Origin of the sequence: Streptomyces sp. ISL-12 (genome assembly GCF_018614415.1) — a bacterium.
Taxonomy (GTDB): Bacteria; Actinomycetota; Actinomycetes; order Streptomycetales; family Streptomycetaceae; genus Streptomyces.
Genome location: NZ_JAGGOO010000011.1, coordinates 16,388 through 42,792, shown reverse-complemented (window position 1 = coordinate 42,792; position 26,405 = coordinate 16,388). Strand labels below are relative to the sequence as shown.

Below are 26,405 nucleotides of genomic sequence, written 5' to 3'. Positions count from 1 at the left end.
CAGCAAACTGTTCCTTTTGTTTCCTTGGGGGGAATCATGGAGCTCGGTATAGGTAAGCGGGGCGGGGCCACCCTCGCCGGAATCGCGGCGCTGGTGCTGGCCGGCGGTGCCGTCGGCTGTGGCGCGGAGAAGGACGGGGCCGCCGAGCGGACGGTCCACCAGGTGATCACGGCGGCGTACGAGAAGACCGCCGAGGCCAAGTCGGCCAAGATCGAGATGACCATGTCGATGCCGACCGCGGCGGGCGGCGACATGACCATGAGCGGCGTGATGGGCTGGGACCCGACCGTCATGGATATGACGATGAAGGGCTCCGCGTTCGCGGCCGCCGGGGCGAACGCTCCCGACCAGATGCGCATGATCTGGCAGGACAACGTCATGTACATGGACATGGGGGCCGAGGCCGCCAAGGACATGGGCGGCAAGCGCTGGATGAAGTTCGACCTGGCCGCCGTGGCGGAGGCGTCCGGGGACGAGGCGCTGGCCAAGCAGATGACCTCGAGCCTGGAGAACGTGAACCAGAACCCGGCCGAGCAGCTCGCCATGATGCTGGAGTCGCCCAGCCTCAAGCACGTCGGCACCGAGAAGATCGGCGGCGTCGAGGCCGACCACTACAAGGGCATGCTCACCGTCAAGGAGATGATGGAGAGCAACGAGAGCCTGGACGTGCTGGAGCCCGCGGAGCGCAAGCAGCTCCTGGACAACATCGAGAAGTCCGGCGTCAAGGGCTACGACACCGAGGTCTGGGTCGACGAGAACGACCTGCCGGTCCGCATGGACGTGACGATCGAGTCCCCCGAGGGCGACATCGACACGAGCATGAAGTTCTCGGACTACGGCGCCAAGGCCGAGGTCGAGGTGCCGCCGGCCAGTGAGACCACCGACCTGTTCGAGATGCTCAAGAGCATGGGCGACGCGCTCGGCGACCTCTCCGACGCGACCGGTTCCACCGGCACCGGCTCCACCGAGGACCTCGACAAGCAGCTCGACGACATCGAGAAGGAGCTGGCCGATCTGGAGGCGCTGGACTCCTCCGGCGCCTGAGCCGCTCCCGTCCCGGTCATGACGACGGTCCACTGAGGTCATGACGACGGTCCGCTGACCGGATTTGCCTGCCGGCGATCCGGTCGCGTACTCTCCTTGAGAAGCCAAAGACCGCTGGTCGTTGCCGCACGTTCGCAAGAAGGTGCGGTGGCCGAAGGATCCGCTGAACAGCGGACGACCCGCGCAGGTGTCAGTGGAGAAGCTCCCGACGGAATCCGTACCGTGCGCGTGCGGAGGAAAACCGGTTGAGCTACGCCCCGTGCGCCTGCGCCGGGGCGTTTCGTTTTCCCCAGTCCTCCTTCGGGTCCGCGCGGTCCGAATCACCCGGAAGGAGGCCGAGGCTCTATGGCGAGGCCCGACAAGGCTGCCGCGGTTGCCGAGCTGACGGACCAGTTCCGCAACTCGAACGCCGCCGTGCTGACCGAGTACCGCGGTCTCACCGTGGCGCAGCTCAAGACGCTGCGCCGGTCGCTCGGTGAGAACGCCCAGTACGCCGTGGTGAAGAACACGCTGACCAAGATTGCGGCCAACGAGGCCGGGATCACGACGCTGGACGACTACTTCAGTGGTCCGACGGCTGTCGCCTTCATCACCGGTGACCCGGTGGAGTCGGCGAAGGGTCTGCGCGACTTCGCCAAGGACAACCCGAATCTCGTCATCAAGGGCGGTGTCCTTGACGGCAAGGCGCTGTCCGCCGACGAGATCAAGAAGCTTGCGGACCTCGAGTCCCGCGAGGTTCTGCTCTCCAAGCTGGCCGGTGCCTTCAAGGCGAAGCAGTCCCAGGCTGCCTCCGTCTTCCAGGCGCTGCCCTCGAAGCTCGTCCGCACCGTGGACGCGCTCCGTGCCAAGCAGGACGAGCAGGGCGGTGCCGAGTAATTCGGCTCGCTTTCTGACCCGCGCCGCCTGAGCGGCAAGGGTCGCAGCGGGCCCGACGTCTACGCAGTAATGCCGTAAGGCACACGCCCGCGTCACCCAGTACATCCGGCACCCCCTGCCGAATAGTGGAAGGACCGCCATCATGGCGAAGCTCAGCCAGGAAGACCTGCTCGCGCAGTTCGAGGAGATGACCCTCATCGAGCTCTCCGAGTTCGTGAAGGCGTTCGAGGAGAAGTTCGACGTCACCGCCGCCGCTGCCGCGCCGGTCGTCGTCGCAGGTGGTGCCGCTGGTGGCGCCGCCGCCGAGCAGGCCGAGGAGAAGGACGAGTTCGACGTCATCCTCACCGGTGCCGGCGACAAGAAGATCCAGGTCATCAAGGTCGTGCGCGAGCTGACCTCCCTCGGCCTGAAGGAGGCCAAGGACCTGGTGGACGGCGCCCCGAAGCCCGTCCTGGAGAAGGTTGCCAAGGACGCCGCCGAGAAGGCCGCCGAGTCCCTCAAGGGCGCCGGCGCCTCCGTCGAGGTCAAGTAAGACCTTCGCGACCGCGTCGGCGGCCCGTAGCGCGGTAAACATTCCGCCAGGGCTGTAACGCGTACGCACCGAAGAGCGATCATCCATCCGGGTGGTCGCTCTTCGTCGTTCCCGGGCCCTCGCCGTGGTTGCCTTGCGACTGTGTGTGTGCGAGGTATGGTGATCTTCGTTGTGTCTTCGAGCGCTCCGGTTCGGGCAAGGGGGGCCTTGACGAACCGCACGCAGCGCGCAATTCTCAGGACGCGTCGTCACAACGATCCGGGTTCCGAGGCATGGATCGGCGGCGCAGAGGGAAGTATCACCGTGCGTTGAGGGCAGGCTTGCCGCAGGCGTTGAGATGAGGGTAGTGAGGCGCTCCGTAGAGCGGGACTGGACATCAGTGTGCCAAGTGGCTACACTGACCCTTTGCGCTGCCTGTTAGCTGCTCCCTGCCCGTCACCAGGGGCATGCCCTCGCTCGAGCACGGAAACCGGACCATCTCTGACCTGGCCGAACGGCCACAACGGGAAGTCTGTCTCCGTGTGGGGTGAGGGACCGGTACGCGCGTAGTGAGTCCGAGCCCTCGGAAGGACCCCCTCTTGGCCGCCTCGCGCAATGCCTCGACCGCGAATACGAACAACGCTGCCAGCACCGCCCCGCTGCGCATCTCCTTTGCAAAGATCAAGGAGCCCCTCGAGGTTCCGAACCTTCTCGCGCTGCAAACCGAGAGCTTCGACTGGCTGCTCGGCAACGACGCTTGGAAGGCTCGCGTCGAGGAGGCTCTCGAGTCGGGTCACGACGTCCCCACCAAGTCCGGCCTGGAGGAGATCTTCGAGGAGATCTCCCCGATCGAGGACTTCTCCGGGTCGATGTCGCTGACCTTCCGCGACCACCGCTTCGAGCCGCCGAAGAACTCCATCGACGAGTGCAAGGAGCGCGACTTCACGTTCGCCGCCCCGCTCTTCGTCACCGCCGAGTTCACCAACAACGAGACCGGCGAGATCAAGTCCCAGACCGTCTTCATGGGCGACTTCCCGCTCATGACGAACAAGGGCACCTTCGTCATCAACGGCACCGAGCGTGTCGTGGTGTCGCAGCTCGTCCGGTCCCCGGGTGTCTACTTCGACTCCTCCATCGACAAGACGTCCGACAAGGACATCTTCTCCGCCAAGATCATCCCGTCCCGGGGTGCCTGGCTGGAGATGGAGATCGACAAGCGCGACATGGTCGGTGTGCGCATCGACCGCAAGCGCAAGCAGTCCGTGACCGTCCTCCTCAAGGCGCTCGGCTGGACCACCGAGCAGATCCTGGAGGAGTTCGGCGAGTACGAGTCCATGCGCGCCACCCTGGAGAAGGACCACACCCAGGGCCAGGACGACGCGCTGCTCGACATCTACCGCAAGCTGCGTCCGGGCGAGCCCCCGACCCGCGAGGCCGCGCAGACGCTGCTCGAGAACCTGTACTTCAACCCGAAGCGCTACGACCTCGCCAAGGTCGGCCGCTACAAGGTCAACAAGAAGCTCGGCGCGGACGCCCCCCTCGACGCGGGCATCCTGACCGTCGAGGACGTCATCGCGACGATCAAGTACCTGGTCAAGCTGCACGCCGGCGAGACCGAGACGGTCGGCGACAACGGCCAGCCGGTCGTCGTCGAGACCGACGACATCGACCACTTCGGCAACCGTCGTCTGCGCAGCGTCGGCGAGCTCATCCAGAACCAGGTCCGTACGGGTCTGGCGCGTATGGAGCGCGTCGTGCGGGAGCGCATGACGACCCAGGACGTCGAGGCGATCACGCCGCAGACGCTGATCAACATCCGGCCGGTCGTCGCCTCCATCAAGGAGTTCTTCGGCACCAGCCAGCTGTCGCAGTTCATGGACCAGAACAACCCGCTGTCGGGTCTCACCCACAAGCGCCGCCTGTCGGCTCTTGGCCCGGGTGGTCTCTCCCGTGAGCGGGCCGGCTTCGAGGTCCGTGACGTGCACCCCTCGCACTACGGCCGCATGTGCCCGATCGAGACGCCCGAAGGCCCGAACATCGGTCTGATCGGCTCGCTCGCCTCCTACGGCCGGGTCAACGCGTTCGGTTTCGTCGAGACCCCGTACCGCAAGGTCGTCGACGGCCAGGTCACCGACGAGGTCGACTACCTGACCGCCGACGAGGAGGACCGCTTCGTCATCGCGCAGGCCAACGCCACGCTCACCGACGACATGCGGTTCGCCGAGGCCCGCGTCCTGGTCCGCCGCCGCGGCGGCGAGGTCGACTACGTCACGGGCGAGGACGTCGACTACATGGACGTCTCGCCGCGCCAGATGGTGTCGGTCGCGACCGCCATGATCCCGTTCCTGGAGCACGACGACGCCAACCGTGCCCTCATGGGCGCGAACATGATGCGCCAGGCCGTGCCGCTCATCAAGAGCGAGTCGCCGCTGGTCGGCACCGGCATGGAGTACCGCTCCGCGGTCGACGCCGGTGACGTGGTCAAGGCCGAGAAGCCGGGTGTGGTCCAGGAGGTCTCCGCCGACTACATCACCACCGCCAACGACGACGGCACGTACATCACGTACCGCCTGGCCAAGTTCGCCCGCTCCAACCAGGGCACCTCGGTCAACCAGAAGGTCATCGTCAACGAGGGCGACCGGATCATCACCGGCCAGGTCCTGGCCGACGGTCCGGCCACCGAGAACGGCGAGATGGCGCTCGGCAAGAACCTGCTGGTCGCGTTCATGCCGTGGGAGGGTCACAACTACGAGGACGCGATCATCCTGTCGCAGCGCCTCGTGCAGGACGACGTCCTCTCCTCGATCCACATCGAGGAGCACGAGGTCGACGCCCGTGACACCAAGCTCGGCCCCGAGGAGATCACCCGGGACATCCCGAACGTCTCCGAGGAGGTCCTCGCCGACCTCGACGAGCGCGGCATCATCCGCATCGGCGCCGAGGTCATCGCCGGCGACATCCTGGTCGGCAAGGTCACGCCCAAGGGCGAGACCGAGCTGACGCCCGAGGAGCGCCTGCTGCGCGCGATCTTCGGTGAGAAGGCCCGTGAGGTCCGTGACACCTCGCTGAAGGTGCCGCACGGCGAGACCGGCAAGGTCATCGGCGTCCGCGTCTTCGACCGCGAGGAGGGCGACGAGCTTCCCCCCGGTGTCAACCAGCTGGTGCGCGTCTACGTCGCGCAGAAGCGCAAGATCACCGACGGTGACAAGCTCGCCGGCCGCCACGGCAACAAGGGCGTCATCTCCAAGATCAACCCGATCGAGGACATGCCGTTCCTGGAGGACGGCACGCCGGTCGACATCATCCTGAACCCGCTGGGTGTCCCGTCCCGAATGAACCCGGGACAGGTCCTGGAGATCCACCTCGGCTGGCTCGCCAGCCGCGGCTGGGACGTCTCCGGCCTCGCGGAGGAGTGGGCCCAGCGGCTCCAGGTGATCGGCGCCGACAAGGTCGAGCCCGGCACCAACGTCGCCACCCCGGTCTTCGACGGCGCGCGTGAGGACGAGCTGGCGGGTCTGCTCCAGCACACCATCCCCAACCGCGACGGCGAGCGCATGGTGCTCCCGTCCGGCAAGGCGCGGCTGTTCGACGGCCGCAGCGGTGAGCCGTTCCCGGACCCGATCTCGGTCGGCTACATGTACATCCTCAAGCTGCACCACCTGGTCGACGACAAGCTGCACGCCCGCTCGACCGGTCCGTACAGCATGATCACCCAGCAGCCGCTGGGTGGTAAGGCCCAGTTCGGTGGCCAGCGCTTCGGTGAGATGGAGGTGTGGGCGCTGGAGGCGTACGGCGCCGCTTACGCCCTCCAGGAGCTGCTGACCATCAAGTCCGACGACGTCACCGGCCGCGTGAAGGTCTACGAGGCCATCGTCAAGGGCGAGAACATCCCTGAGCCCGGCATCCCCGAGTCCTTCAAGGTGCTCATCAAGGAGATGCAGTCCCTGTGCCTCAACGTGGAGGTGCTGTCCTCGGACGGCATGTCCATCGAGATGCGCGACACCGACGAGGACGTCTTCCGCGCGGCGGAGGAGCTTGGCATCGACCTGTCCCGGCGCGAGCCGAGCAGCGTCGAAGAGGTCTGACGGGAGTCCGGCCGGGCTCGACTGAGCCCGGCCGGCCCCAGGACCCCCGTATCAGACCCCATGACTTACAACCCTGAGAGGGATTGACGCATAGTGCTCGACGTCAACTTCTTCGATGAGCTCCGGATCGGTCTGGCCACCGCTGACGACATCCGTCAGTGGAGCCACGGCGAGGTCAAGAAGCCCGAGACCATCAACTACCGCACCCTCAAGCCGGAAAAGGACGGGCTCTTCTGCGAGAAGATCTTCGGTCCGACCCGGGACTGGGAGTGCTACTGCGGCAAGTACAAGCGCGTCCGCTTCAAGGGCATCATCTGCGAGCGCTGTGGCGTCGAGGTCACGCGCGCGAAGGTGCGCCGTGAGCGGATGGGCCACATCGAGCTGGCCGCTCCCGTCACGCACATCTGGTACTTCAAGGGCGTTCCGTCGCGGCTCGGCTACCTGCTCGACCTCGCCCCGAAGGACCTGGAGAAGGTCATCTACTTCGCCGCGTACATGATCACGTACGTGGACGAGGAGCGCCGTACGCGCGACCTGCCCTCGCTGGAGGCGCACGTCTCCGTCGAGCGCCAGCAGATCGAGCAGCGCCGCGACGCCGACCTGGAGGCCCGCGCCAAGAAGCTCGAGACGGACCTCGCCGAGCTGGAGGCCGAGGGCGCCAAGGCCGACGTGCGCCGCAAGGTGCGCGAGGGTGCCGAGCGTGAGATGAAGCAGCTGCGCGACCGCGCGCAGCGCGAGATCGACCGCCTCGACGAGGTGTGGAACCGGTTCAAGAACCTCAAGGTCCAGGACCTGGAGGGCGACGAGCTGCTCTACCGCGAGCTGCGCGACCGCTTCGGCACCTACTTCGACGGCTCGATGGGCGCCGCCGCGCTGCAGAAGCGCCTGGAGTCCTTCGACCTCGACGAGGAGGCCGAGAAGCTCCGCGAGATCATCCGTACCGGCAAGGGCCAGAAGAAGACCCGCGCGCTCAAGCGCCTCAAGGTCGTCTCCGCGTTCCTGCAGACCAGCAACAGCCCCAAGGGCATGGTGCTCGACTGCGTGCCGGTCATCCCGCCGGACCTGCGTCCGATGGTGCAGCTGGACGGTGGCCGCTTCGCGACCTCCGACCTGAACGACCTGTACCGCCGTGTCATCAACCGCAACAACCGCCTGAAGCGGCTTCTCGACCTCGGCGCGCCCGAGATCATCGTGAACAACGAGAAGCGCATGCTCCAGGAGGCCGTGGACGCCCTCTTCGACAACGGTCGTCGTGGCCGGCCGGTGACCGGTCCGGGCAACCGCCCGCTGAAGTCGCTGTCCGACATGCTCAAGGGCAAGCAGGGCCGCTTCCGCCAGAACCTGCTCGGCAAGCGTGTGGACTACTCCGCGCGTTCCGTGATCGTCGTCGGTCCGCAGCTGAAGCTGCACCAGTGCGGTCTGCCGAAGGCGATGGCGCTGGAGCTGTTCAAGCCGTTCGTGATGAAGCGGCTCGTGGACCTCAACCACGCGCAGAACATCAAGAGCGCCAAGCGCATGGTCGAGCGTGGCCGGACCGTGGTGTACGACGTGCTGGAAGAGGTCATCGCGGAGCACCCGGTTCTGCTGAACCGCGCGCCCACGCTGCACCGCCTCGGCATCCAGGCCTTCGAGCCGCAGCTGGTCGAGGGCAAGGCCATCCAGATCCACCCGCTCGTCTGCACCGCGTTCAACGCGGACTTCGACGGTGACCAGATGGCCGTCCACCTGCCGCTCTCCGCGGAGGCGCAGGCCGAGGCCCGCATCCTGATGCTGTCCTCGAACAACATCCTCAAGCCCGCCGACGGCCGTCCGGTGACGATGCCGACCCAGGACATGGTCCTCGGTCTGTTCTTCCTCACCACCGACGGCGAGGGCCGGGACCTCAAGGGCGAGGGCCGCGCGTTCGGCTCGGCGGCCGAGGCGATCATGGCCTTCGACGCGGGCGAGCTGTCGCTCCAGTCGAAGATCGACATCCGCTTCCCGGTGGGCACCATCCCGCCGCGCGGCTGGACCCCGCCGGCCCGTGAGGAGGGCGAGCCCGAGTGGCAGCAGGGTGACACCTTCACGCTGCGCACCACGCTGGGCCGCGCGCTCTTCAACGAGCTGCTGCCCGAGGACTACCCGTTCGTCGACTACGAGGTCGGCAAGAAGCAGCTCTCCGAGATCGTCAACGACCTCGCCGAGCGCTACCCGAAGGTCATCGTGGCGGCGACGCTCGACAACCTGAAGGCGTCCGGCTTCTTCTGGGCGACCCGTTCCGGCGTCACCGTGGCCATCTCCGACGTCGTCGTCCCCGAGGCGAAGAAGGAGATCGTCAAGGGCTACGAGGCGCAGGACGAGAAGGTCCAGAAGCAGTACGAGCGCGGTCTGATCACCAAGGACGAGCGCACGCAGGAGCTCATCGCGATCTGGACCAAGGCGACCAACGAGGTCGCCGAGGCGATGAACGACAACTTCCCGAAGACCAACCCGATCTTCATGATGGTGAACTCGGGCGCACGAGGCAACATGATGCAGATGCGTCAGATCGCCGGTATGCGTGGTCTGGTGTCGAACGCGAAGAACGAGACGATCCCGCGTCCCATCAAGGCGTCGTTCCGTGAGGGTCTGTCCGTGCTGGAGTACTTCATCTCCACGCACGGTGCCCGTAAGGGTCTGGCGGACACCGCCCTGCGTACCGCCGACTCGGGTTACCTCACCCGTCGTCTGGTCGACGTCTCCCAGGACGTCATCATCCGCGAGGAGGACTGCGGCACCGACCGCGGTCTGCGCCTGAAGATCGCCGACCGGCAGGACGGCGTGCTGCTCAAGGCGGAGGACGTCGAGACGTCCGTGTACGCGCGCTGCCTCGCCGAGGACATCGTGGTCGACGGCAAGGTGCTGGCCCCGGCCGGCACCGACCTCGGCGACGTGCTCATCGACGAGCTGGTCAAGCACGGCGTCGAGGAGGTCAAGACCCGCTCGGTCCTGACCTGCGAGTCCGCCGTCGGTACCTGCGCGATGTGCTACGGCCGCTCGCTGGCCACCGGCAAGCTGGTCGACATCGGTGAGGCGGTCGGCATCATCGCCGCCCAGTCCATCGGTGAGCCCGGTACCCAGCTGACGATGCGTACCTTCCACACCGGTGGTGTGGCCGGTGACGACATCACCCAGGGTCTGCCGCGTGTCGTCGAGCTCTTCGAGGCCCGTACCCCGAAGGGTGTCGCCCCGATCTCCGAGGCCTCCGGCCGCGTCCGGATCGAGGAGACCGAGAAGACCAAGAAGATCGTCGTCACCCCGGACGACGGCAGCGACGAGACGGCGTACCCGATCTCGAAGCGTGCCCGTCTGCTGGTGGGCGAGGGCGACCACGTCGAGGTGGGCCAGAAGCTCACCGTGGGTGCCACCAACCCGCACGACGTGCTGCGCATCCTCGGTCAGCGGGCCGTGCAGGTCCACCTGGTCGGCGAGGTGCAGAAGGTCTACAACTCGCAGGGTGTGTCGATCCACGACAAGCACATCGAGATCATCATCCGGCAGATGCTGCGCCGCGTGACGATCATCGAGTCCGGCGACGCCGAGCTGCTGCCCGGCGAGCTGGTCGAGCGGTCGAAGTTCGAGACCGAGAACCGGCGGGTCGTGCAGGAGGGCGGTCACCCGGCCTCGGGTCGTCCGCAGCTCATGGGTATCACCAAGGCCTCGCTGGCGACGGAGTCCTGGCTGTCGGCCGCCTCCTTCCAGGAGACGACCCGAGTGCTGACGGACGCGGCGATCAACGCCAAGTCCGACTCGCTCATCGGCCTCAAGGAGAACGTCATCATCGGTAAGCTCATCCCGGCCGGTACGGGTCTGTCCCGTTACCGCAACATCCGGGTGGAGCCGACCGAGGAGGCCAAGGCCGCGATGTACTCGGCGGTCGGGTACGACGACATCGACTACTCGCCCTTCGGGACGGGGTCGGGTCAGGCCGTGCCGCTGGAGGACTACGACTACGGGCCGTACAACCAGTAGGAGTCGAGGGATCTGAAGGGCGGTCACCCCGGTGGGGTGGCCGCCCTTCGGCGTGGGTGCGGGGTTTCAGAGGGTGCGGGTGAAGGCCGTCCAGGTGGTGCGGCTGACGGTGGTGCGGGGGTGGTGGGGGTGTTTGGAGTCGCGGATGAGGATGGTGGGGCCGAGTTCGGCTATCTCCACGCAGTTGTTGCCGGATGCCTCGGAGTACGAGGACTTGGTCCACTTCACCTCGGGCACTTCTACAGCTCCTTGAGAATGTCCAGGATGGCGTCCCTCGACTGGCTGCGATTCAACGCCAGTTGTTCGACTGCGTCCATACGACGGCGGAAGTTGGCCAGTTGCCCGCGAGCGTCGAAGAAGATGGCGCCCGTGGGGGCATCCACCTGCACTGTGTCCAGGTGCGGGCTGGAGGCTGTCGCGTAGAGCACGGAGTCGCCGGCCATGGGGAAGCCGCCCGCGCTGAACGGGATGACCAGCAGCGAGACGTTCTCCCGTTCGCTCTCCGAAAGCAGGTGCTTCAACTGGGCGCGGGTGACGTGGCGACCGCCGATCTGCATGCGGAGCGCGGTTTCGTGGATGAGGCCTACGTACGGTGTCGGTGGCTCCCGTGTGATCACGGAGTGCCGGGACAGACGTTGCGCGATCCGTAGTTCGACTTCCAGACGGGGGAGCGCCGGGATGAAGAGGTCGAAGATGGCCCGGGCGTGCTCCTCGGTGTGGAACATGCCGGGCAGGTGAGCTGTCTGGAGGGTACGGAGCCGGACCGCGTGGTGTTCCAGTTCGGCCACGTCCAGAAAGTCCGGGGGTACCTTGCCCCGGTACTCGTCCCACCAGCCGGTGCGGCGTCCGCCCGTCATCCCGGCCAGTGCGTCGATCAGCGTCGGGTCGTCGCACTCGTAGATGGCGGCCATGCGCCGAAGGCGCTGCTCGCTGATGCCGAAGCGGCCGGCTTCGGTGTTGGAAATGGTGGTGCGGTCGGTGCCGAGGAGTTCTGCCGCGCGTGGTGCCGACATCCCTGCGGCTTCCCGCAGCCGCCGCAGTTCAGCGCCGAAACGGCGTTGCCGGAAGGTCGGGGCGTGCCTGGGTGCCATGTCTTCCTTTCCTCGCTGGCGCCAGTTTGCCCACCGGTGTCGGGCTCGTCCATCGAACGCCGATACTCAACTCGTTGGGGTGAATGGCGTCTCACGTGTTGGGGACAAGGCGCTACTGTGCGGCGCACGTCACTACTCGACCTCAGCGAGGTGCCCGATGGACTGCCGCTTCGACGCCACCCCCACCCGCGTCGGCTGGGACGTCTCCGCACTCGATCCGGTGCGTCCCGTCGCCGAGGCGCGGCATCGGACCCGGGTGTGGCTGTACGAGCAGTGGAAGCTCGGGGATCTCGCGGACACCGTCGAGCTGGTGGTGAGCGAGATGTGCACCAATGCCGTGCGGCACGGGGGCGGGCTCGCCGGTCTTGAGCTGGCCCTCGTGCCGTCGATGCTGCGGGTGATGGTGCTCGACCAGGCGCCCGAGCTGGCACCTGCCGTGGCGGCCGGCGGGGACGATCCCTGGAGTGAGGGCGGGCGGGGGCTGCGGCTGGTCGAGGCGGTGTCGCGGCGGTGGGGGTGGCACCGTACGGGGTTCGACGAGAAGCAGGTGTGGTGCACCTTCGGGGTGTGAGGGGCGGTCGTAGGGCGCTGGGGACGACCGCCCCTCGGCGGGTTCAGCGGGCGGTCAGTTGCAGGGTGGTGACCACCGTGGTGGCCAGGGCGGCCAGGACGCCGATGCTCGCCAGTGGCCAGCGGGAGCGTTCCAGGGCGTCCAGGCGTTGTTCGTGGTCGGCGAGTTGCTTGTCGGTCTGGTCGCTGCGCTGGACCAGCAGCGCGAGGGAGCCGTCGGCCCGGGCGAAGCCGGCTTCCACCGTGCCGCGCAGGCGTTCCAGTTCGACGGCCACGGTGGCTTGATCGTCGCTCATGTCGTGTTCTTCTCGGTCTTGTCGTTCGGGTTCGGTTCGGGTGCTTCCGTGCGCAGCCAGGCGGGGAGCCGGGACTGCACGGCCGGCAGGGCCATCGCCCGGGTCACCGCGCCGGACACGGCCAGGGCCCCGGCGACCCAGGGCAGACTGCGGGGCAGGCCCGCCGTGTCGACCAGCGACGGCAGCAGGACGCACAGGGCCACGGCGGTCTGGACGACGGTGCGCAGGGTGCGTCTGGTGGCGTCGGACACGGGCGTCACGTCCCGCTGGTGTACGGCACCCTCAGCGCGGCCCAGGAGGTGGCGCCCGGCCAGCCGTCGGCGTCGGTGCCGGTGTAGCCGAGCTTGCGCTGCCACTTCGCGTAGCTGTTGCGGTCGGCGTCGGTCCACTGCGGGCCGGGGCCGGTGGAGTACGCCGAGCAGCCGGCCGCGACCAGGCGCTTGCCCATCGCCGTGACGATCGGTGACTTCGGCCTGTCCTTGAACCAGGCGGCGCCCGGGAAGGGCTGGTAGGTCGGGGTGGTGGGCGTGGGCTTCTTGCCGAGCAGTGTCGCGACGCGGGTGCGCAGGGACGGCATGGTGAAGCCGCGCGGGTCGATCTTGGTGTTCGTCCACTCCTTGTGGCCGATCACCGAGGCCGCGCTCCAGCCGTGGGCGCGGCAGATGGCCGCCGCGGTGCGGGCGATGGCGTCCAGCTGGGCCTCCGGCCAGGGGTCCTCGCCGTCGCCGAGGTTGACGCACTCGAAGCCGTAGAAACGGGTGTTGCCGTCCGTGTTCTGCTGGTTCGGGGCGGGCAGGGTCGCGCGCTCGGCGACGACGGCGGCCAGGACGTCGGCGTCGCCGCTGCCGGCGTGGTTGGCGCGGCCGTTGCCGACCAGGTGGACCGTGCCGTCCTTGGCGATGACGCCGTGGCAGAGCGGGCCGGGGAGGTCGGAGCGGCCGTTGTAGCAGAGGTTGACGGTGGCTGTGGTGCCGGAGGTGACGGTGTGGTGGATCATCACGCCGTTGACCGGGCCCCAGGCGCCCTTGCTGTTGCGGTTGTGGGTGCGCCAGCCGGCGTGTTCGACGACGGAGACGCCCTCGGCCTTGAGGGCGGCGACGAGGGCGGTGGCGGTGAGGGGTGTGGACATGCGGTGGTCCTCCGGGGAGCGGATCAGGCGGTGTAGGGGACCTTCAGGGCGTTCCACGAGGTGGCGCCCGGCCAGCCGTCGGCGTCGGCGCCGGTGTAGCCGAGCTTCTGCTGCCACAGGGCGTACGAGGCGCGGTCGGCCTCGCTCCACTGCGGGCCGGGGCCGGTGGTGTACGCCGAGCAGCCCTCGGCGACGAGCCGGCCGCCCATCGCGGCGACGATGGTGGAGTTCGGGGCGGACTTGAAGAAGGCGTCGCCGGGGAACGGCTGGTAGTGCGCGGCGGAGCCGCCCGGCGCGGTGGCCAGCAGGGCGGCGACCCGGGTGCGCATCGAGGCCATGGAGAAACCCCTGGGGTCGATCTTGCGGAACGTCCACTCCAGGTGGCCGATGACGGAGGCGGCGTTCCAGCCGTGGGCGCGGCAGATCGCGGCGCAGACCCGGGCGATCGCCTCCAGCTGGGCCTCGGGCCACGGGTCGGAGCCGTCGCCGAGGTTGACGCACTCGAAGCCGTAGAAGCGGGTGTTGCCGTCGACGTCGTCGCTGTCGGGGGCGGGCAGCGCGGTCTCGGCGATCACGGCGGTCAGGACGTCGGTGTCGCCCAGTCCGGCGTGGTTGGCGCGGCCGTTGCCGACCAGGTACACCGTGCCGTCCTTGTCGATCACGCCGTGGCAGAGCGGACCGGGCAGGTCGGTGGTGCCGTCGTAGCAGAGGTCGACGGAAGCGGTGGTGCCGGAGGTGACGGTGTGATGCACCATCACGCCGTTGACGGGGCCCCAGGTTCCGACGCTGTTGCGGTTGTGGGTGCGCCAGTCGCCGTGTTCGACGACGGTGACGCCCTCGGCGGTCAGCGCGGTGACGAGGGTGTCGGCGGTCAGGGGGGTGGCCATGGTGGGCCTCCTTGCGGTGAGTGAGGAACAGGCCGGCACGGGAGGTCCGTGCCGGCCTGCGGGAAAAGGGTCGGGACAGGTCAGGAGACCGCGGCCCAGATCGCGTTGGAGTCGGCCACGATCGTGGACGGGGTGAACGAAGTGGGCAGTGCGGTCAGGCCGGTGGTGGGCAGGCGGCCGTGCCGGACGAAGGCGCCGGGCATCCGGGCGCTGCCGCCCGGGTAGCTGCCCATGCTCGCCCCGACCAGGAAGCCGGGGCCGTTGGTCCGCGGGTCCGGGCCGTTGATCAGCAGCGCCACCCAGTAGTTGCCGGCCGCGGCGGTGTAGGCGGTGGTCAGCTTCAGGACGAACGTGGTGCCCTCGGTCGCGGTGATCAGCGTGTTCAGCGCGCCGGTGACGCCGACCCTCTTGCCCGCGCTGTCGTAGAGCCCGGCGAAGGAGGTGGCGGCGAGACCGGTGCCGACGTAACCGGCCACGAAGAAGCAGACGTTGGTGATGGTCCCGGCCGTGGTCAGGGGCACGCCGACGAGGTACACGTTGCCGTTGATGCAGTACTGGGCGGTGGACGGGGAGGACGCCGCCGGGTCGAACGCCCACGCCTTGAAGCCCAGCGCCGACGGCGTCCACATGCCCGAGGGCACCCGCGTGTCGACGTACGACCGGCGCACCAGCTGGTTGTCGGTGGCCGGGTCGGCGGAGACGGCGGGGACGGTGGCGAAGGTCTTGGCGCCCGCGACGGTCTGGTCGCCGGTGAGCAGCACGGCCTGGTCGGCGGGGACCGCGCCGAGACCGGAGGCGGTCAGCGTGACCGCGCCGGTCTGGCCGTTGACGGAGAGCACGGGCGCGCCGTCGATCGCCAGGTACCGGGCGTCGGCCGCGGCCGGGGTGAGCGCCCCGAGGTCGGCGGCGGCCAGGGTGACCGCGCCGGTCAGGCCGTTGACCGAGGTGACGCCGTCACCGGTGCCGTCGGGCAGCTGGGCGAGCGGCACCTTGCCGGTGGCGTCGAGCTGGGCGACGCCGCTCGCCTGCCCGGCCGCCGAGGTGGCGAGGGCGCCGACCTCGGAGGCGGTCAGGATGATGTCGGCCTCGGTGTGGCCGTTGACCGAGCGGACCGGACCGGCGGGGCCCTGCGGACCCGGCTCGCCCTGCGGTCCCGGCGGGCCGGGCACGGTCACGTACTGGGGACCGGCCGGGTCGGCGGGCGCCAGGTCGGCGAGGTCCACCTCGGGCACCGACTGGGCCAGGGCGATGCGGTAGGTGCGGCTGCTGGACAGGCCGCTGAGGCGTTCGGTGACCGTGTACGCCCAGGCCAGCGGGTTCCAGCCGTCGGCGTCGGTCGCGGGCAGCGTCACGTCGAGGCGGCCCTCGCTGTCCAGGGCCGCGGTCGTCGGACCACCGACGAACACGTCGGCGTCGGAGTGGGTGAGCAGGGACGGCGGCGCGAACTCGACGGTGCCGCCGAGGGGGCGGCCGTCGAGGCCGAGGTACTGGGCGGTGAGGTGGACGGTGGGGATGGATTCGGGCAGCACGGGGACTCCGTTGCTTCTCGGGGAGGGGGTCAGGACTGGATGCCGTACAGCGCCCGCGGTACGCAGGCGACGGTGTCGCCGGCCGCCGCGACCCTGGCCTGGATCTCGAAGGTGACCGGGTCGCCGAAGGCGGCAGCGGTGTTCCCGGTGAAGGTGGCGTACCGCGTCGAGGCGTCGGTGACGGTCTGCTCGGCGGCCACCGGGATGCCGTCGACCAACAGCCGTACGGCGGCGCCGACGCTGCCGGAGACGGCGACCTCGCACTGGACGCGCGGGTGCTGGGCGATGCCCGGACCGGCGTAGAGCGTGGTCCAGTCGGTGGCGGTGGTCGACTCCCAGCGAGCGGTGTCGACCGGGACGGGCAGCGGGAAGGCCAGGTAGGGGCGGGCCAGCCCGCCGTGGACCGCGTCGGTGGCGAGCAGCGTGTTGCCCTGGTGGTCGAGCACCCGCAGCTGCTGGACGGGGCTGTTCACCGGGTCGGCGGTGATCAGCGACAGGGCCATCGAACCGTCGTCGCGGCGCAGTTCCAGTCCCTGCTGGTACTGCCGGGCGTCGGTGTCCCGGTCCGGCTCGACCCGGCCGACGAGGAGCAGATCGTCGCCGAGAGAGGTCCGGGCCCGGATGCGGCCCTGGTCACCGACGACGATGTCACCGCTGCCGACCTGGTTCATCGGCGGGCTGCTGTTGGCCGACGCCATCAGCTCGCGGATGCGGCGCTCGATGGTCCGGATACGGTCGAGGAGGTCGGTCGGGATGGTCGCCACGGATCACACGCCTTCCAGGTAGAGGGTGGCCGTCTCGGACTTGCCGCGCTGCGGCGGCTCCACGGCGATGCCGACGACGCGGTACCGCTCGTCCCGCGGGTCCTGGTGCCACAGGTCGCGCAGCCGCAGCCGGACGCCGGCGCCGAGCAGCGCCGGGGTGATCCGCCCGTCGAGCCGGACCGTGATCTCCGGGATGACCTCGGGCAACCGCTGCTCGGCGAGCTGCGCCTCGGCCAGCGAACGCAGCGTCGCCTCGTCGGTGACCCCGCTGTGGTCCGAGGTGGACTCCAGCCGGGGCCAGCCCTCCGCCAGGTCCTCGGGGGCCTCGACGGACACGGTGAGCGGCTGCGACTCCTCCGACTGGTCGCTGTTGGGCGAGTCACCGCGTGCCACCCACACGTCGGCCTGCACGGTGGAGTCGGCCGGCAGGCTGTAGGTGATGACCTGGCCCGGGTGGTCCAGGACGATGTCCGAGGCGCTCGCGGTGATCCTCGGGTGCCCGAGCTGGAGCCGCTTGGCCCGGCGGCCCTCGGGGTCCCGGTAGCAGTGCACCCGCCACTCGAACCCGTCCGCCAGCTGGGCCAGCGAATCGAGGAGTTCGCGGATCCGGCTGAGGGATGCATACGAGTAGGAGACGTCCCGCGCCACCCCGGACATCTCGTGCCCGAGCTGGATGCCGATGTCGCCGCCCGGCTGGTCCTGGGCGTGGGCCACCAGCTCCCGTGCGATCTCGAACTGGTCAAGGGCGGTGTAGGACAGCGGAGCGGAGAGGATGCGGTGGTCGAGGTAGGAGTCGAAGGTGCCGGCCTGGAACGCGGCCCGCATCCGGCCGCGTTCGTCGCTGGACGGGGTGCAGGTCCACAGCACCCCGCCCCACCAGATGTCACCGTCCCGCTCCAGCCACACCGCGGTCCGGCCGGGCACCAGCGCGGCGCGGGCCCGGCGGGCCAGCGCGGCGTTCGGCAGCGGGACGGTGGCCGACAGCGAGCCGGACTTGCCGATGTAGTCGTCGAACTTGGTGTCCGTCAGCGGCAGCACGTCGATCACCTGATCGGTGCGCAGGTCGCAGAAGACGGCTCGGTAGACCGGGGTGAGCGGGGTGTAGGCGGTCATGGGGGAACTACGGGGAGAACTTCCGGGGGAACTCGTCACGCGGCGCTCCTCAGAGCATCGGGTCGACGCGGACGAACCGGTTGTCGAACCAGTGGTTGTTGGTCGTCGCGTTGGACGAGTACGCCGAGACGGCCGTGTACGTCGCGCCCGCGGTGAGCCCGGTGACCGGGAAGGTGGTCGTCACCGACTGGTTGCCGCGGTTGGTGTCGATGGCCGACCGGGTCTCGTCGGCACCGAGGCCGGTGACGAGAACCCCGCCCTTGCGGATGTTGGCGGACATCCGGCCCCAGCCGCCCTCCACCGACGGCTGGCCCTGGAACCCGACGGTGACCAGGACGCTCCCGGAGATCGGCGCGGTGAAGGTCGCGGTGACCGTCGGCCCCGTGGTCCCGGTCAGCGCCTCCGACCAGGTGGTCGTCTTGCAGTAGCCGCCGTCGTTGTTGTACGCGAACACCGGGCTGGGCACCGCCAGCACCCAGGCGGTGCCGCTCCAGCGCTCCAGCCGGCCGTTGTTGTCCCGGTACTGGCCGACGTACGAGCCGGTGGCGATCCGCCCGGTCGGGGCGATGCCGCCGAGCTGGGCCGGGTAGTCCACCCAGGCGTCGCCGTTCCACCGCTGGAGCGTGGAGCTGACGTCCCGGTACTGGCCCGGGTAGGCGCCCGCCTCGGCGGTGTTGCCGTACAGCGGCAGGATGCCGCCCACGCCGACGGTGGTGGTGCGCAGGTCGTCGACGGCGGTGGCCCAGTCGATACCGCCGGCGCCGACCGAGGAGCCCGCCCGGACCAGCACGCTCGCCAGCGGCAGGGAGGCGTCCGGGACCCGCGGAAGGGCGCGGGAACCGTCGGTGGGTCCCTGGACGACCTCCAGGACCGCCTCGGTGCGGCCGGAGTTGTCGGCCTGCGCGTCGTAGATCCGCAGGACGACCAGGTCCGTACGGTCGTTGTTGGCGTCGCCGTCGGCGAAGGTGACGCTGGTGTAGTCGGTGAGGACGACCGGGTACGCGCCGGCGGTCTCCGAGCCCTGGACGACGGCCCGTCCCGGCGCGATCGTCGCGGTCATCCCGGCGGTCGAGCTGAACACGTAGAACGCCGAGGCCAGCGACTTGCCGTCCGGCGAGCCCGGGATCAGTCCGCTGCGGCCGGCCAGTCCGCTGACCGGGGTGACGGCGCCGAGCGGGGCGAGCCGGGTGTCGGCGCGGGACTGGCCGTTCTCGGCGTCGGTGCGGTTGACGAGCCATGCGGTGCGCAGGGGCATGGGTTTCCTTTCGCGTTGTTCATGGGTTTTGGGTGGGGCGCGGGTCGGATCACCAGTGGGCGTCGCGCCAGCGGACGGTGACCGAGGCGGCGGCGGACGGGGTGACGTCGTCGGAGCGGAACGCCAGGTCGGTGGTGCCGGGTTCGAGCGTGAACAGCTGCTCGGGGGACGAGTCGGGGGTGGCCGTGTAGATACGGGAGGCGGTGCCGTTGAGCAGGACCGTGCCGGCCTCGGTGTCGACGGTGAGGAGGTCGCCGGGGCCGAGCGCCAGGTCGTACCGGAGCTGGCGGCCGTCGGAGAGCCGGGTCAGCGAGGGCCGCTGCACGGGCCCGCGGAACTCGACGACCGGACGGACCGAGGCGCCGCCCGCGTTGACCGCGGCGATCGAACCGGCGGCCCCGGCACCGCCCCAGTCCAGCGGCCAGGACAGTCCGGAGCCGGCCGCGTCCTCCCAGACCAGGCCCGGTTCCGCGACCGGCAGCCCGGTGAGCGCCTCGTGCAGCGCGGGGGCGTAGCGGCGCGGGTCGGTCGCGGTCCACTGGAGGCTGACCTTGGCGAAGCCCGCGGTGGCGTACGAGCGGTCCTGCGGAACGACCCGGCGGCTGACCCGGGCGCGCACGGCCAGGGTCTCGCCGAGCAGCCGGACCGCCAGCCAGCGTTCCTGGCCGTCGGGGCCGGTGGCGGCGCGGAACGCCGTGGTGGTGGCGAGGGGGTCGGTGCCGGCCGGCGGGGCGAGCCAGACGGTGGCGCCGACCAGGCGGGGCTGGGCCCAGCGGTCGCCGGGCCAGGCGCCGTGCTGGTCGGGGCGGAGGACATCGCCGAGGTCCAGCTCCGGGAGGTCGTCCCAGCCGGTGATGCCGGCGCGGTCGACGGGGTAGGGGGTGCCGGTGCCCATGAGGAGGGAGCCCCACTGGAGCTGGCCGTCGAGGGTGATGAGGGAGCCGGGGGTGTCGTCGGGGGTGGTGGACGCGGTGGGGCTGAGGACGGTTGTGGCCATGAGGGGCCGTCACCTCGCTTGGGTCGCTGGTGGGGCTGGTGGGGCTGGTGGGGCTGGTGGGCGGAGTACGCCGGTCGCGGGCATGCCGGAGGCCGCCGACGGTGTGGCCGGGCGGTTTTTTGGGTGGTTCGGGTGGTTCGGGAGGTTCGGGCGGTTCAGGTGGTTCAGGTGGTTCAGGTGGTTCAGGTGGTTCCGGTGGTTCGGGTGTGGCTGTGGTGGCGTTCGGCGGCAGTGGTGCGGGCGTGGCTCCGGTGGCGCGTCAGGCGGCAGTCGTGCGGGCCTGGCTCCGGTGGCGTTCGGCGGCAGTCGTGCGGGCCTGGCTCCGGTGGCGCGTCAGGCGGCGCGGCGCAGGAAGAGGAGGTCTTCCGCGACGGTCATCGGGCTGCTGCCCTGGCGTTCCTCGTAGACGCGGACTTTGGGGCGGCCGGCGAGGGAGGCGGGCCCGGTGGTGGTGGCGCGGGAGGGCGCCGGGAGGTAGCGGCCGAGTGAGGTGAGCGGCTTGACGGTGGCGGCGCCGGGCACCGCGGCCGGATGGACGACGCCGCCCTCGGCGAGCTGCGGGATCTTCTTCAGGTGGACGCCGAACTTCTTGCCGAGGAAGCTGAAGCTGAGGTCGTTGAGGCCGTCGATGATCCAGTTGGCGAAGGCGATGAGGCCCTGGATCGGGCCCTTGACCACGCCGGCGACGGTCTGCGCGCCGGTCGTCATGAACTGCCCGATGGCGCGGAGGGTGCGGGAGGTGGCCTCCTTGGCCCGGGTGAACATCCGGGGGATGTCGACGGTGATCCAGGTCAGGATCGGTTTCACCCGGTCCTTGAAGCCCCGCCAGATCGACGACACCCGGCCGCTGAGCGCCCGGGTGTCCCCGGTGGTCAGCGCCCTGAGCACGGCGAAGCCGGTGCCGAGGAGGGTGCCGATCACGGTGAGCGCGGTGGTGATGACGTCGAGGTAGGCGGTGACGTAGGTGTTCACGGCGGTCCCGACGGCCTTGAGCAGCGGGGTCATGAGGGTCAGGTAGCCCTCGACGTACTGGAGGATCAGCGTGGCGAGCTGCTCCATCAGGCGTTGCCCGGTCTCGGAGTTGAGCGCCAGGTCGATCAGCCAGCCGGCGACCGGGAGGAGCAGGCCGGTGACGAAGCCGATGGGGTTGGCGCGGGTGAGGGCGTTGATCACCAGCATGACGCCGGAGGCGATGGTGAGGGCGGTGCCGAAGGTGCCGAGGAGGGGGCCGAGGACACCGGACGCCGAGATGAGCGCGCCGACGATCGCGAAGACCCCGCCGAGGGCGGAGCCGAGCTTGCGGAGGGCGGTGGAGGAGCGCTTGGCGTTGGCTCCCACGGACTTGATGCCGGGGGCGGCGGTGGTGGCGGAGCGGGCGGTTCGGGTGAGGGAGGTGGCGGCGGCGTCGGCGGTGGTCTTGATCCCGCGGATGACGGTGGCGGTTTGGGCGGCGGCGGTGCGGACCAGGTCGGCGCCCGATGCCGCCCTGTTGATCTGACTGCCGAGGGTGCGTACGGCGGTGCGGCTCTGGTCGGCCCGGGACCGCAGGGTGGTGATCGCCGGCACGAACCCGCGCAGCGGGTCGGCAGGCACGCTTGCGGCACTCATCCGCGTGCCTTCGCCAGGAACTCCAGGGCGTGGGCGGTCTGCTGGGCGTTGCTGGTCTCGGCGGCGTAGTAGTGCTCGATGTACAGCGCGCTGTCCGCTCCGGCGGTGCCGGCGTACGCCTGGCGCCCGGCGGCCCGGCGCAGCAGCTGGTCGAGCTTGCTCAGCGGCAGGACGGCCTCCGCCTCACCGGCCTCGGCGAGGATCGCCGGGACGCCGCCGGAGCGGGGCATGACGACACCGCCGGTGGCCAGCATGGGGATCTTCGGGAGGTTGACGCCGAAGGTCTTGCCGCCGACGCCGGGGACCCAGCCGGGGATGGAGACCTTGATGCCGTTGAGGGCACCGATCGCGCGGTTGATGATGCCGATGACCGAGTTCAGCGGGCCCTTGACCGCGCTCTTGATGCCGTCGAAGGCGCGGCCGGCGATGCCCTTGAGGCCGCCCCAGATGCTGGACAGCTTGTCCTTGACGGCACGGAAGGCGTTGGGGATCGCGGACTTGACCCAGTTGACGACCGGGGAGATGACGGCCTTGATGCCCTTCCAGACACTGGAGACGACGGTCTTGATCGCCTTCAGCGCGGTGGTGATGACCTTCTTCCAGATGGCGACATAGGTCTTGATGACCGTGGCGACGGCCTTGACGACGGCAGAGATGGCCGTCTTGATGCCCTTCCAGATGGACTTGATCAGCTTGGCGGCGTTCTTCATGATCGGCCCGATGGCCTTCATGACGGTGCTGATCACGGACTTGATGACGCCGAAGGCGGTCTTGAGGACCTTCTGCATGGTCTTCGACTTGGTCGCCATCTCGACGACCTTCTGGATGAGCGGCATGAGCAGGTCCATGAGCATGCCGAAGAAGTTGCCCTTCATCGACTTGTTCATCTTGTCCTGGCCCTTGGCCGCCTTGGTCGCCCCGGATTCGTACTTGCCGAGGTTCTTGCCGGCGGTGGTACCGGTCTTGCCGGCCTTGGCGACCGATTTTTCGGCCTTGTCGGCGGCGGACTTGAGGTCCTTGAGCTCCTTCTCGGTGCTCTGGGAGGCCGTCTTCAGAGTCTTGAGCTGTCCGGCGCCCTTCTGGCCGGCGCTGCCCAGATTCTTGGCGGCGGTTCCGGCGGTGCCGGCCTTCTGCTTGAAGTCCTGAAGAGAGCCGGATGCCTTCTTCAGTGAACTGACGAGGCTCATGAGTTTTCTCCTGGACGGTGGTCAGCCCGCGGTCGCGGCCAGTTCACGCATTTCACGGTTGAGATCACCGATCGAGTTGGCGAGCCCACTGATGTTCTGGTGCTTCTTCGCCGCGCTCTCCAGCTTCTTGGCGGCGGAGGCCATTTGGCGCATGGCGCGAGGGGTGGCGAGTCCGCGGACCTTTTCGCGGTAGGTGCCGATCTGAGAGTTGAGTTCGCGCATCGCGTCCGTGACGGCGGTGATGCGCTCTTCCGAGGGGAGGGCGGCCGGCTGGGCTGCGGCGCCAGCGGTGACGTTGGCGGTGGCCGCATCCTCTGGCCTCAAGCCCCACCTTCTCGGCCTACCGTTCGCCCTTACCTGGCCGTCTGGAAGGCGGCCGATGTACTGCCGCTGACGGTCAGATTCCGGCCTAGGGGCACCGAAAGCGAAGGCCTGCCGCTCCCGCCCCGTCCAGGCCAAAGTCAGTTTTTTGAATGCTGCCGCGAGACCGACGATGATTCCGACGCCAGCGGCAACGGCAGTCGCAGTGAGAATAAATGTAGATATCATGTCGCCACCCTTGGTGGCGGCGATGAACTCCTTGACTGGAGACATCTCCTTGACGAGATCTTTCCAGTTCTGAGGATCTGCCTTTTCCGGCCCTTTCTTTATGGCTTCCTCAAGGTCCTTGACCTTGGTGTCGAAATGTGACGTGGTAACGGAGGACTTGTGGTGAGTGTCGAGCTTCCCCTCGACGTCGACCACCTTTTCGTAGACCTCGTCAGTGGTGTGCTGTCCCACGAGTAGCTCCCTTTCCGGGGGTCAAGCAATCTCGAGCGTGTGATAAAAGCCTTCAAAACGGATCATAGCTGACTAATGACGTGAAGAGTGTGCTCTTGCTTTGCGTCTCGATCTTTCGGTAACATCGGCAATGTTCACGACTGGTGAAAGGGGTGGGCGTGGCAATTTGGTATTTCTTCATGGCCGTGGGGGCTTTGGGGGTTGCGTGCGTATTCTTCTTCTTTGCTTTCGCGATGTGGGACTCGGGCCGGAGGGACTCCAATGGAGTACCGAGGCCCAAACTCGTGGCATTCGATGTTGGCGCCGGTTTGGCGTTCGTAGGGCTCACTCTGTGGCTGCTGTCGATGCGAGGTGCGTGAGGCAGGGAGATGGATACTGAGCGACCCCCGACGTGTGCCTATGCCATCTGGAATTCGGGGAGAAAAGATCCAGAGTACACGCCCAATCCTGGTGGGGTTGCGAGATGGAGTGGGGTGGCGGTTGCTTGCCTGGGGCTGATGACCTTGTTCTGGCTGTTGTGATCTGTGTTCGACCGCTGCTTCAGCGCTGTAGTGCCGTTTCTGAGTGAGTCCGTCGGCGCCCTGGGCCCGCGTCTTCTGCCGTTTTCAGGCGAAAGGCGAGCAGTTCACCGTCGGTCCGTGGTCAGGACCGGACTCCACTTCGCCGCGCTTCCGCGCCTGTCGGCTATACCTGGGTGGTCATTGCTCGTGGCTCCCTCGCTCGCCCATTCGGTCGCCGCCGGCGAATCAACTGCGCGACGGGGCAACAGCGCGACGGGGCAACAGCGTTGCATGGTGCCGCCGTGAGATCCACACGTGTTCCGTCCGGCAGTCGTCCGGACGGCCGGGCCTTGGCACCGGTACTGGAGCCTCGGACGGCTCGCTGTCTTGTTCTGCTGCTCGGCGTTGGCGGGCTCATGCAGAGCGGCGCGAGGGCGCCGCTCTGCCTCACTGGTGCGCCGGCCTGACGCGTCGGCCGCTACGGCGGCCTGTTGCGTCGTTCGCCGGCGCGCGAGGTAAAGCAAGACTCGGAGTCTTCGCCCTGGTGGCCCGCCTCGGGAGTGGCAGGTGACAGACCGGTCCGGAAGGACCGGAAACATGGCCGTGCTGGTCGTCAGGCGCGGATCAGGGCCGCGTGCGCGGTCGGCCCGGGTGCCGCGGTCCTGCGACTGTCCGGGTACCGCCGATCGACGCACCGTGCACTCGCGGAGTCACTGTGCCGCGGGTGGGGAGCGGGCAAGCCGGCGGCTACGGCCGGGACGCCCGGCGAGCTCCCGAGAGCGCGTCCGACCAGCCCGCCGCGTAAGCGCGGGACTCCCGGACGAGCAGCTCCTCGTACACCCGGTCGACCAGGGTCTCGCCGTCAGGGGCCGGGGTGCGCAGGAGGTGGGCGAGGCGGGCGTAGGAGTCGGTCGGCTGGTGCGGGGAGTTGCTGGTGCCAGTCGCCATGTCGGCCTGCTTTCCGGTCTGTCCGCTGGGCTGTGGTGCGGCCGTCCCGCCGAGGCGATCGAGTCGTACGGGACGGTCGAAGCGCCGGCGAGTCGGATCGAACGAGTGTACGAGTAATGCGGTGGTTCCGTTCCGTGATTGGCCCGGTCTTTGCGTGATTCGGTGCGTCGGACCTGCGGTGTTGCGGGATGCGCCGTCTCTCGTGCTGGGTGCGTCGAGTAGGATCCGGCCGTTCGTCTGTCGGGTAAGGGAACGTATGAACCGTCTCTTCCGTCGGCGAGTGTGAGGGCTCGTCAGGCGACGGTGGACGGTGACAGGCGGCCATCCGCACGCTGGGGGGCGTGGGGAGACTCGGAGTGAGGGCAAGGCCAGCGGGGTGGACGGCGTCGCGAGCAACGCGCGGAATGATCATGAGGTCGACTGGCTGGAACAGTTCTCCGATCTTCCTCATCTCATAGCCCGCGTCTGCGAACTCGTCCTGCGCCTCGGCTACGACCCCGGCGAGCTCCTCACCCTGCCGCGCACCGAGCTGGACCGCCGGGAGACGGCCGCCTACAGCGCCGGCTGGTCCGATGTCGTCGCCGAGCAGTTCCCGGCGATCCGCCGCGCCTACGAGGAACGGATCACCGCCGCCTATCTCCAGGGCCAGGCGGACGCCCGTACCGGCCGCCGGCCCCACCGCGCCCGGCGGACCGAGGACGGTCCGGGCGGCGACGTCATCCAGCTTCCGTACGTTCCTCTGCTGCGCGCACCGGCCGAGATGACGCGCGCGGAACGGGGTGCCGTTCAACCGGTGTCGAAGCCGGCGCCGGAACCCAAGGCGACTGCGCCGTCCCTGCCTTCGCCGGATCCGGAGCCGCGGAGGGAACGGGACCGGGACGAGCACGAGGGGCGGGACGGACCCGGGAGTCCGACCGTCGTGCCCTCGCCCGACGTGCTCCTCTCCGCACGTGAGGTGCGGGAGAAGCGGCCGGCGCCCGCCGAGCATCGGCCGGTGGTCCGGCGCAACGGCCGCCCGAGCGTGCCCCCGCTGGACCTGCCCGGCGATCCGGGAACCGCCGGGCGGGACAGGGGACGCCGTGCGGACGACCCGGCGAGCGGGCGGCAGGTCGCGGCGGACGCGGCCGGTACCGACGACTCCCGGCGGCTGTCGAAGCGGGCCCGGGCCCTCGCCGACGACCTGGAGGGACGGGCGGACGGCCGGCGCCGCGGCGTACCGCCGGAGGCGCCCGACCCCCGCTGAGC

The 26,405-nt window shown here is 69.0% G+C and carries 22 protein-coding genes; 7 read left to right on the top strand and 15 right to left on the bottom strand.

Annotated features, from left to right (window positions below; translation table 11 throughout):
- The first annotated feature begins 36 nt into the window (after positions 1–36).
- From J7I94_RS03195 to J7I94_RS03175, 5 genes are all read left to right on the top strand, one after another.
- On the top strand, positions 37–1,044 hold the full coding sequence (locus J7I94_RS03195; RefSeq protein WP_215164923.1) for a hypothetical protein: 1,008 nt from the start codon (positions 37–39) through the stop codon (positions 1,042–1,044).
- A 345-nt stretch (positions 1,045–1,389) separates the two neighbouring features.
- Positions 1,390–1,920, top strand: coding sequence for a 50S ribosomal protein L10 (gene rplJ, locus J7I94_RS03190; protein WP_215164921.1), 531 nt, complete (start codon positions 1,390–1,392; stop codon positions 1,918–1,920).
- A gap of 142 nt (positions 1,921–2,062) precedes the next feature.
- A complete protein-coding gene (rplL, locus tag J7I94_RS03185; protein WP_215164919.1) occupies positions 2,063–2,452 on the top strand; it encodes a 50S ribosomal protein L7/L12 in 390 nt (129 codons plus the stop codon).
- 578 nt (positions 2,453–3,030) lie between these two features.
- Positions 3,031–6,516 carry a DNA-directed RNA polymerase subunit beta gene (gene rpoB / locus J7I94_RS03180; RefSeq protein WP_215164918.1) on the top strand — a complete coding sequence of 1,162 codons (3,486 nt, stop codon included), beginning with the start codon at positions 3,031–3,033 and terminating at the stop codon, positions 6,514–6,516.
- A gap of 93 nt (positions 6,517–6,609) precedes the next feature.
- On the top strand, positions 6,610–10,506 hold the full coding sequence (locus tag J7I94_RS03175) for a DNA-directed RNA polymerase subunit beta' (protein ID WP_215164917.1): 3,897 nt from the start codon (positions 6,610–6,612) through the stop codon (positions 10,504–10,506).
- Positions 10,507–10,572: 66 nt separating this feature from the next.
- Here the strand turns inward: J7I94_RS03175 and J7I94_RS03170 are convergent, their stop codons facing one another.
- On the bottom strand, positions 10,573–10,743 hold the full coding sequence (locus tag J7I94_RS03170) for a DUF397 domain-containing protein (protein WP_215164916.1): 171 nt from the start codon (positions 10,741–10,743) through the stop codon (positions 10,573–10,575).
- A 2-nt stretch (positions 10,744–10,745) separates the two neighbouring features.
- Positions 10,746–11,597: a helix-turn-helix transcriptional regulator gene (locus J7I94_RS03165; RefSeq protein WP_215164915.1), complete on the bottom strand. Its 852-nt coding sequence runs from the start codon at positions 11,595–11,597 to the stop codon at positions 10,746–10,748.
- Between the two features lie 157 nt (positions 11,598–11,754).
- Here J7I94_RS03165 and J7I94_RS03160 point away from each other — a divergent pair, with 157 nt between their 5' ends.
- A complete protein-coding gene (locus J7I94_RS03160) occupies positions 11,755–12,168 on the top strand; it encodes an ATP-binding protein (protein ID WP_215164914.1) in 414 nt (137 codons plus the stop codon).
- A 43-nt stretch (positions 12,169–12,211) separates the two neighbouring features.
- On the opposite strand, the gene J7I94_RS03155 is transcribed toward J7I94_RS03160, so the two are convergent.
- The 13 genes from J7I94_RS03155 to J7I94_RS03095 form a co-directional block, all read right to left on the bottom strand.
- A complete protein-coding gene (locus J7I94_RS03155; RefSeq protein WP_215164912.1) occupies positions 12,212–12,463 on the bottom strand; it encodes a hypothetical protein in 252 nt (83 codons plus the stop codon).
- Positions 12,460–12,714: a hypothetical protein gene (locus tag J7I94_RS03150; RefSeq protein ID WP_215164982.1), complete on the bottom strand. Its 255-nt coding sequence runs from the start codon at positions 12,712–12,714 to the stop codon at positions 12,460–12,462. The genes J7I94_RS03155 and J7I94_RS03150 overlap by 4 nt, the downstream gene beginning before the upstream one ends.
- Before the next feature lie 5 nt (positions 12,715–12,719).
- A complete protein-coding gene (locus J7I94_RS03145; RefSeq protein WP_215164910.1) occupies positions 12,720–13,592 on the bottom strand; it encodes a peptidoglycan-binding protein in 873 nt (290 codons plus the stop codon).
- A 23-nt stretch (positions 13,593–13,615) separates the two neighbouring features.
- A complete protein-coding gene (locus J7I94_RS03140) occupies positions 13,616–14,479 on the bottom strand; it encodes a peptidoglycan-binding protein (RefSeq protein ID WP_215164909.1) in 864 nt (287 codons plus the stop codon).
- A gap of 80 nt (positions 14,480–14,559) precedes the next feature.
- On the bottom strand, positions 14,560–16,008 hold the full coding sequence (locus tag J7I94_RS03135) for a phage tail protein (RefSeq protein WP_215164908.1): 1,449 nt from the start codon (positions 16,006–16,008) through the stop codon (positions 14,560–14,562).
- A gap of 29 nt (positions 16,009–16,037) precedes the next feature.
- Positions 16,038–16,772, bottom strand: a complete 735-nt coding sequence (locus J7I94_RS03130; protein ID WP_215164907.1) for a hypothetical protein — start codon at positions 16,770–16,772, stop codon at positions 16,038–16,040.
- 3 nt (positions 16,773–16,775) lie between these two features.
- Positions 16,776–17,885 carry a hypothetical protein gene (locus J7I94_RS03125; protein ID WP_215164906.1) on the bottom strand — a complete coding sequence of 370 codons (1,110 nt, stop codon included), beginning with the start codon at positions 17,883–17,885 and terminating at the stop codon, positions 16,776–16,778.
- A gap of 49 nt (positions 17,886–17,934) precedes the next feature.
- Positions 17,935–19,140: a hypothetical protein gene (locus J7I94_RS03120; protein ID WP_215164904.1), complete on the bottom strand. Its 1,206-nt coding sequence runs from the start codon at positions 19,138–19,140 to the stop codon at positions 17,935–17,937.
- Between the two features lie 49 nt (positions 19,141–19,189).
- Positions 19,190–20,137: a phage tail domain-containing protein gene (locus J7I94_RS03115; protein ID WP_215164903.1), complete on the bottom strand. Its 948-nt coding sequence runs from the start codon at positions 20,135–20,137 to the stop codon at positions 19,190–19,192.
- 333 nt (positions 20,138–20,470) lie between these two features.
- Positions 20,471–21,730, bottom strand: a complete 1,260-nt coding sequence (locus J7I94_RS03110) for a hypothetical protein (protein WP_215164901.1) — start codon at positions 21,728–21,730, stop codon at positions 20,471–20,473.
- A gap of 11 nt (positions 21,731–21,741) precedes the next feature.
- Positions 21,742–22,932: a phage tail protein gene (locus tag J7I94_RS03105; protein WP_215164900.1), complete on the bottom strand. Its 1,191-nt coding sequence runs from the start codon at positions 22,930–22,932 to the stop codon at positions 21,742–21,744.
- Between the two features lie 21 nt (positions 22,933–22,953).
- Positions 22,954–23,712: a hypothetical protein gene (locus J7I94_RS03100; RefSeq protein WP_215164899.1), complete on the bottom strand. Its 759-nt coding sequence runs from the start codon at positions 23,710–23,712 to the stop codon at positions 22,954–22,956.
- A 1,247-nt stretch (positions 23,713–24,959) separates the two neighbouring features.
- The gene (locus tag J7I94_RS03095) at positions 24,960–25,160 is read right to left on the bottom strand and encodes a hypothetical protein (RefSeq protein WP_215164898.1); all 201 of its coding nucleotides are present in this window, start codon (positions 25,158–25,160) and stop codon (positions 24,960–24,962) included.
- A gap of 376 nt (positions 25,161–25,536) precedes the next feature.
- On the opposite strand from J7I94_RS03095, the gene J7I94_RS03090 reads away from it, so the two are divergent.
- The gene (locus J7I94_RS03090; RefSeq protein WP_215164897.1) at positions 25,537–26,403 is read left to right on the top strand and encodes a hypothetical protein; all 867 of its coding nucleotides are present in this window, start codon (positions 25,537–25,539) and stop codon (positions 26,401–26,403) included.
- The last annotated feature ends 2 nt before the right edge of the window (positions 26,404–26,405 follow it).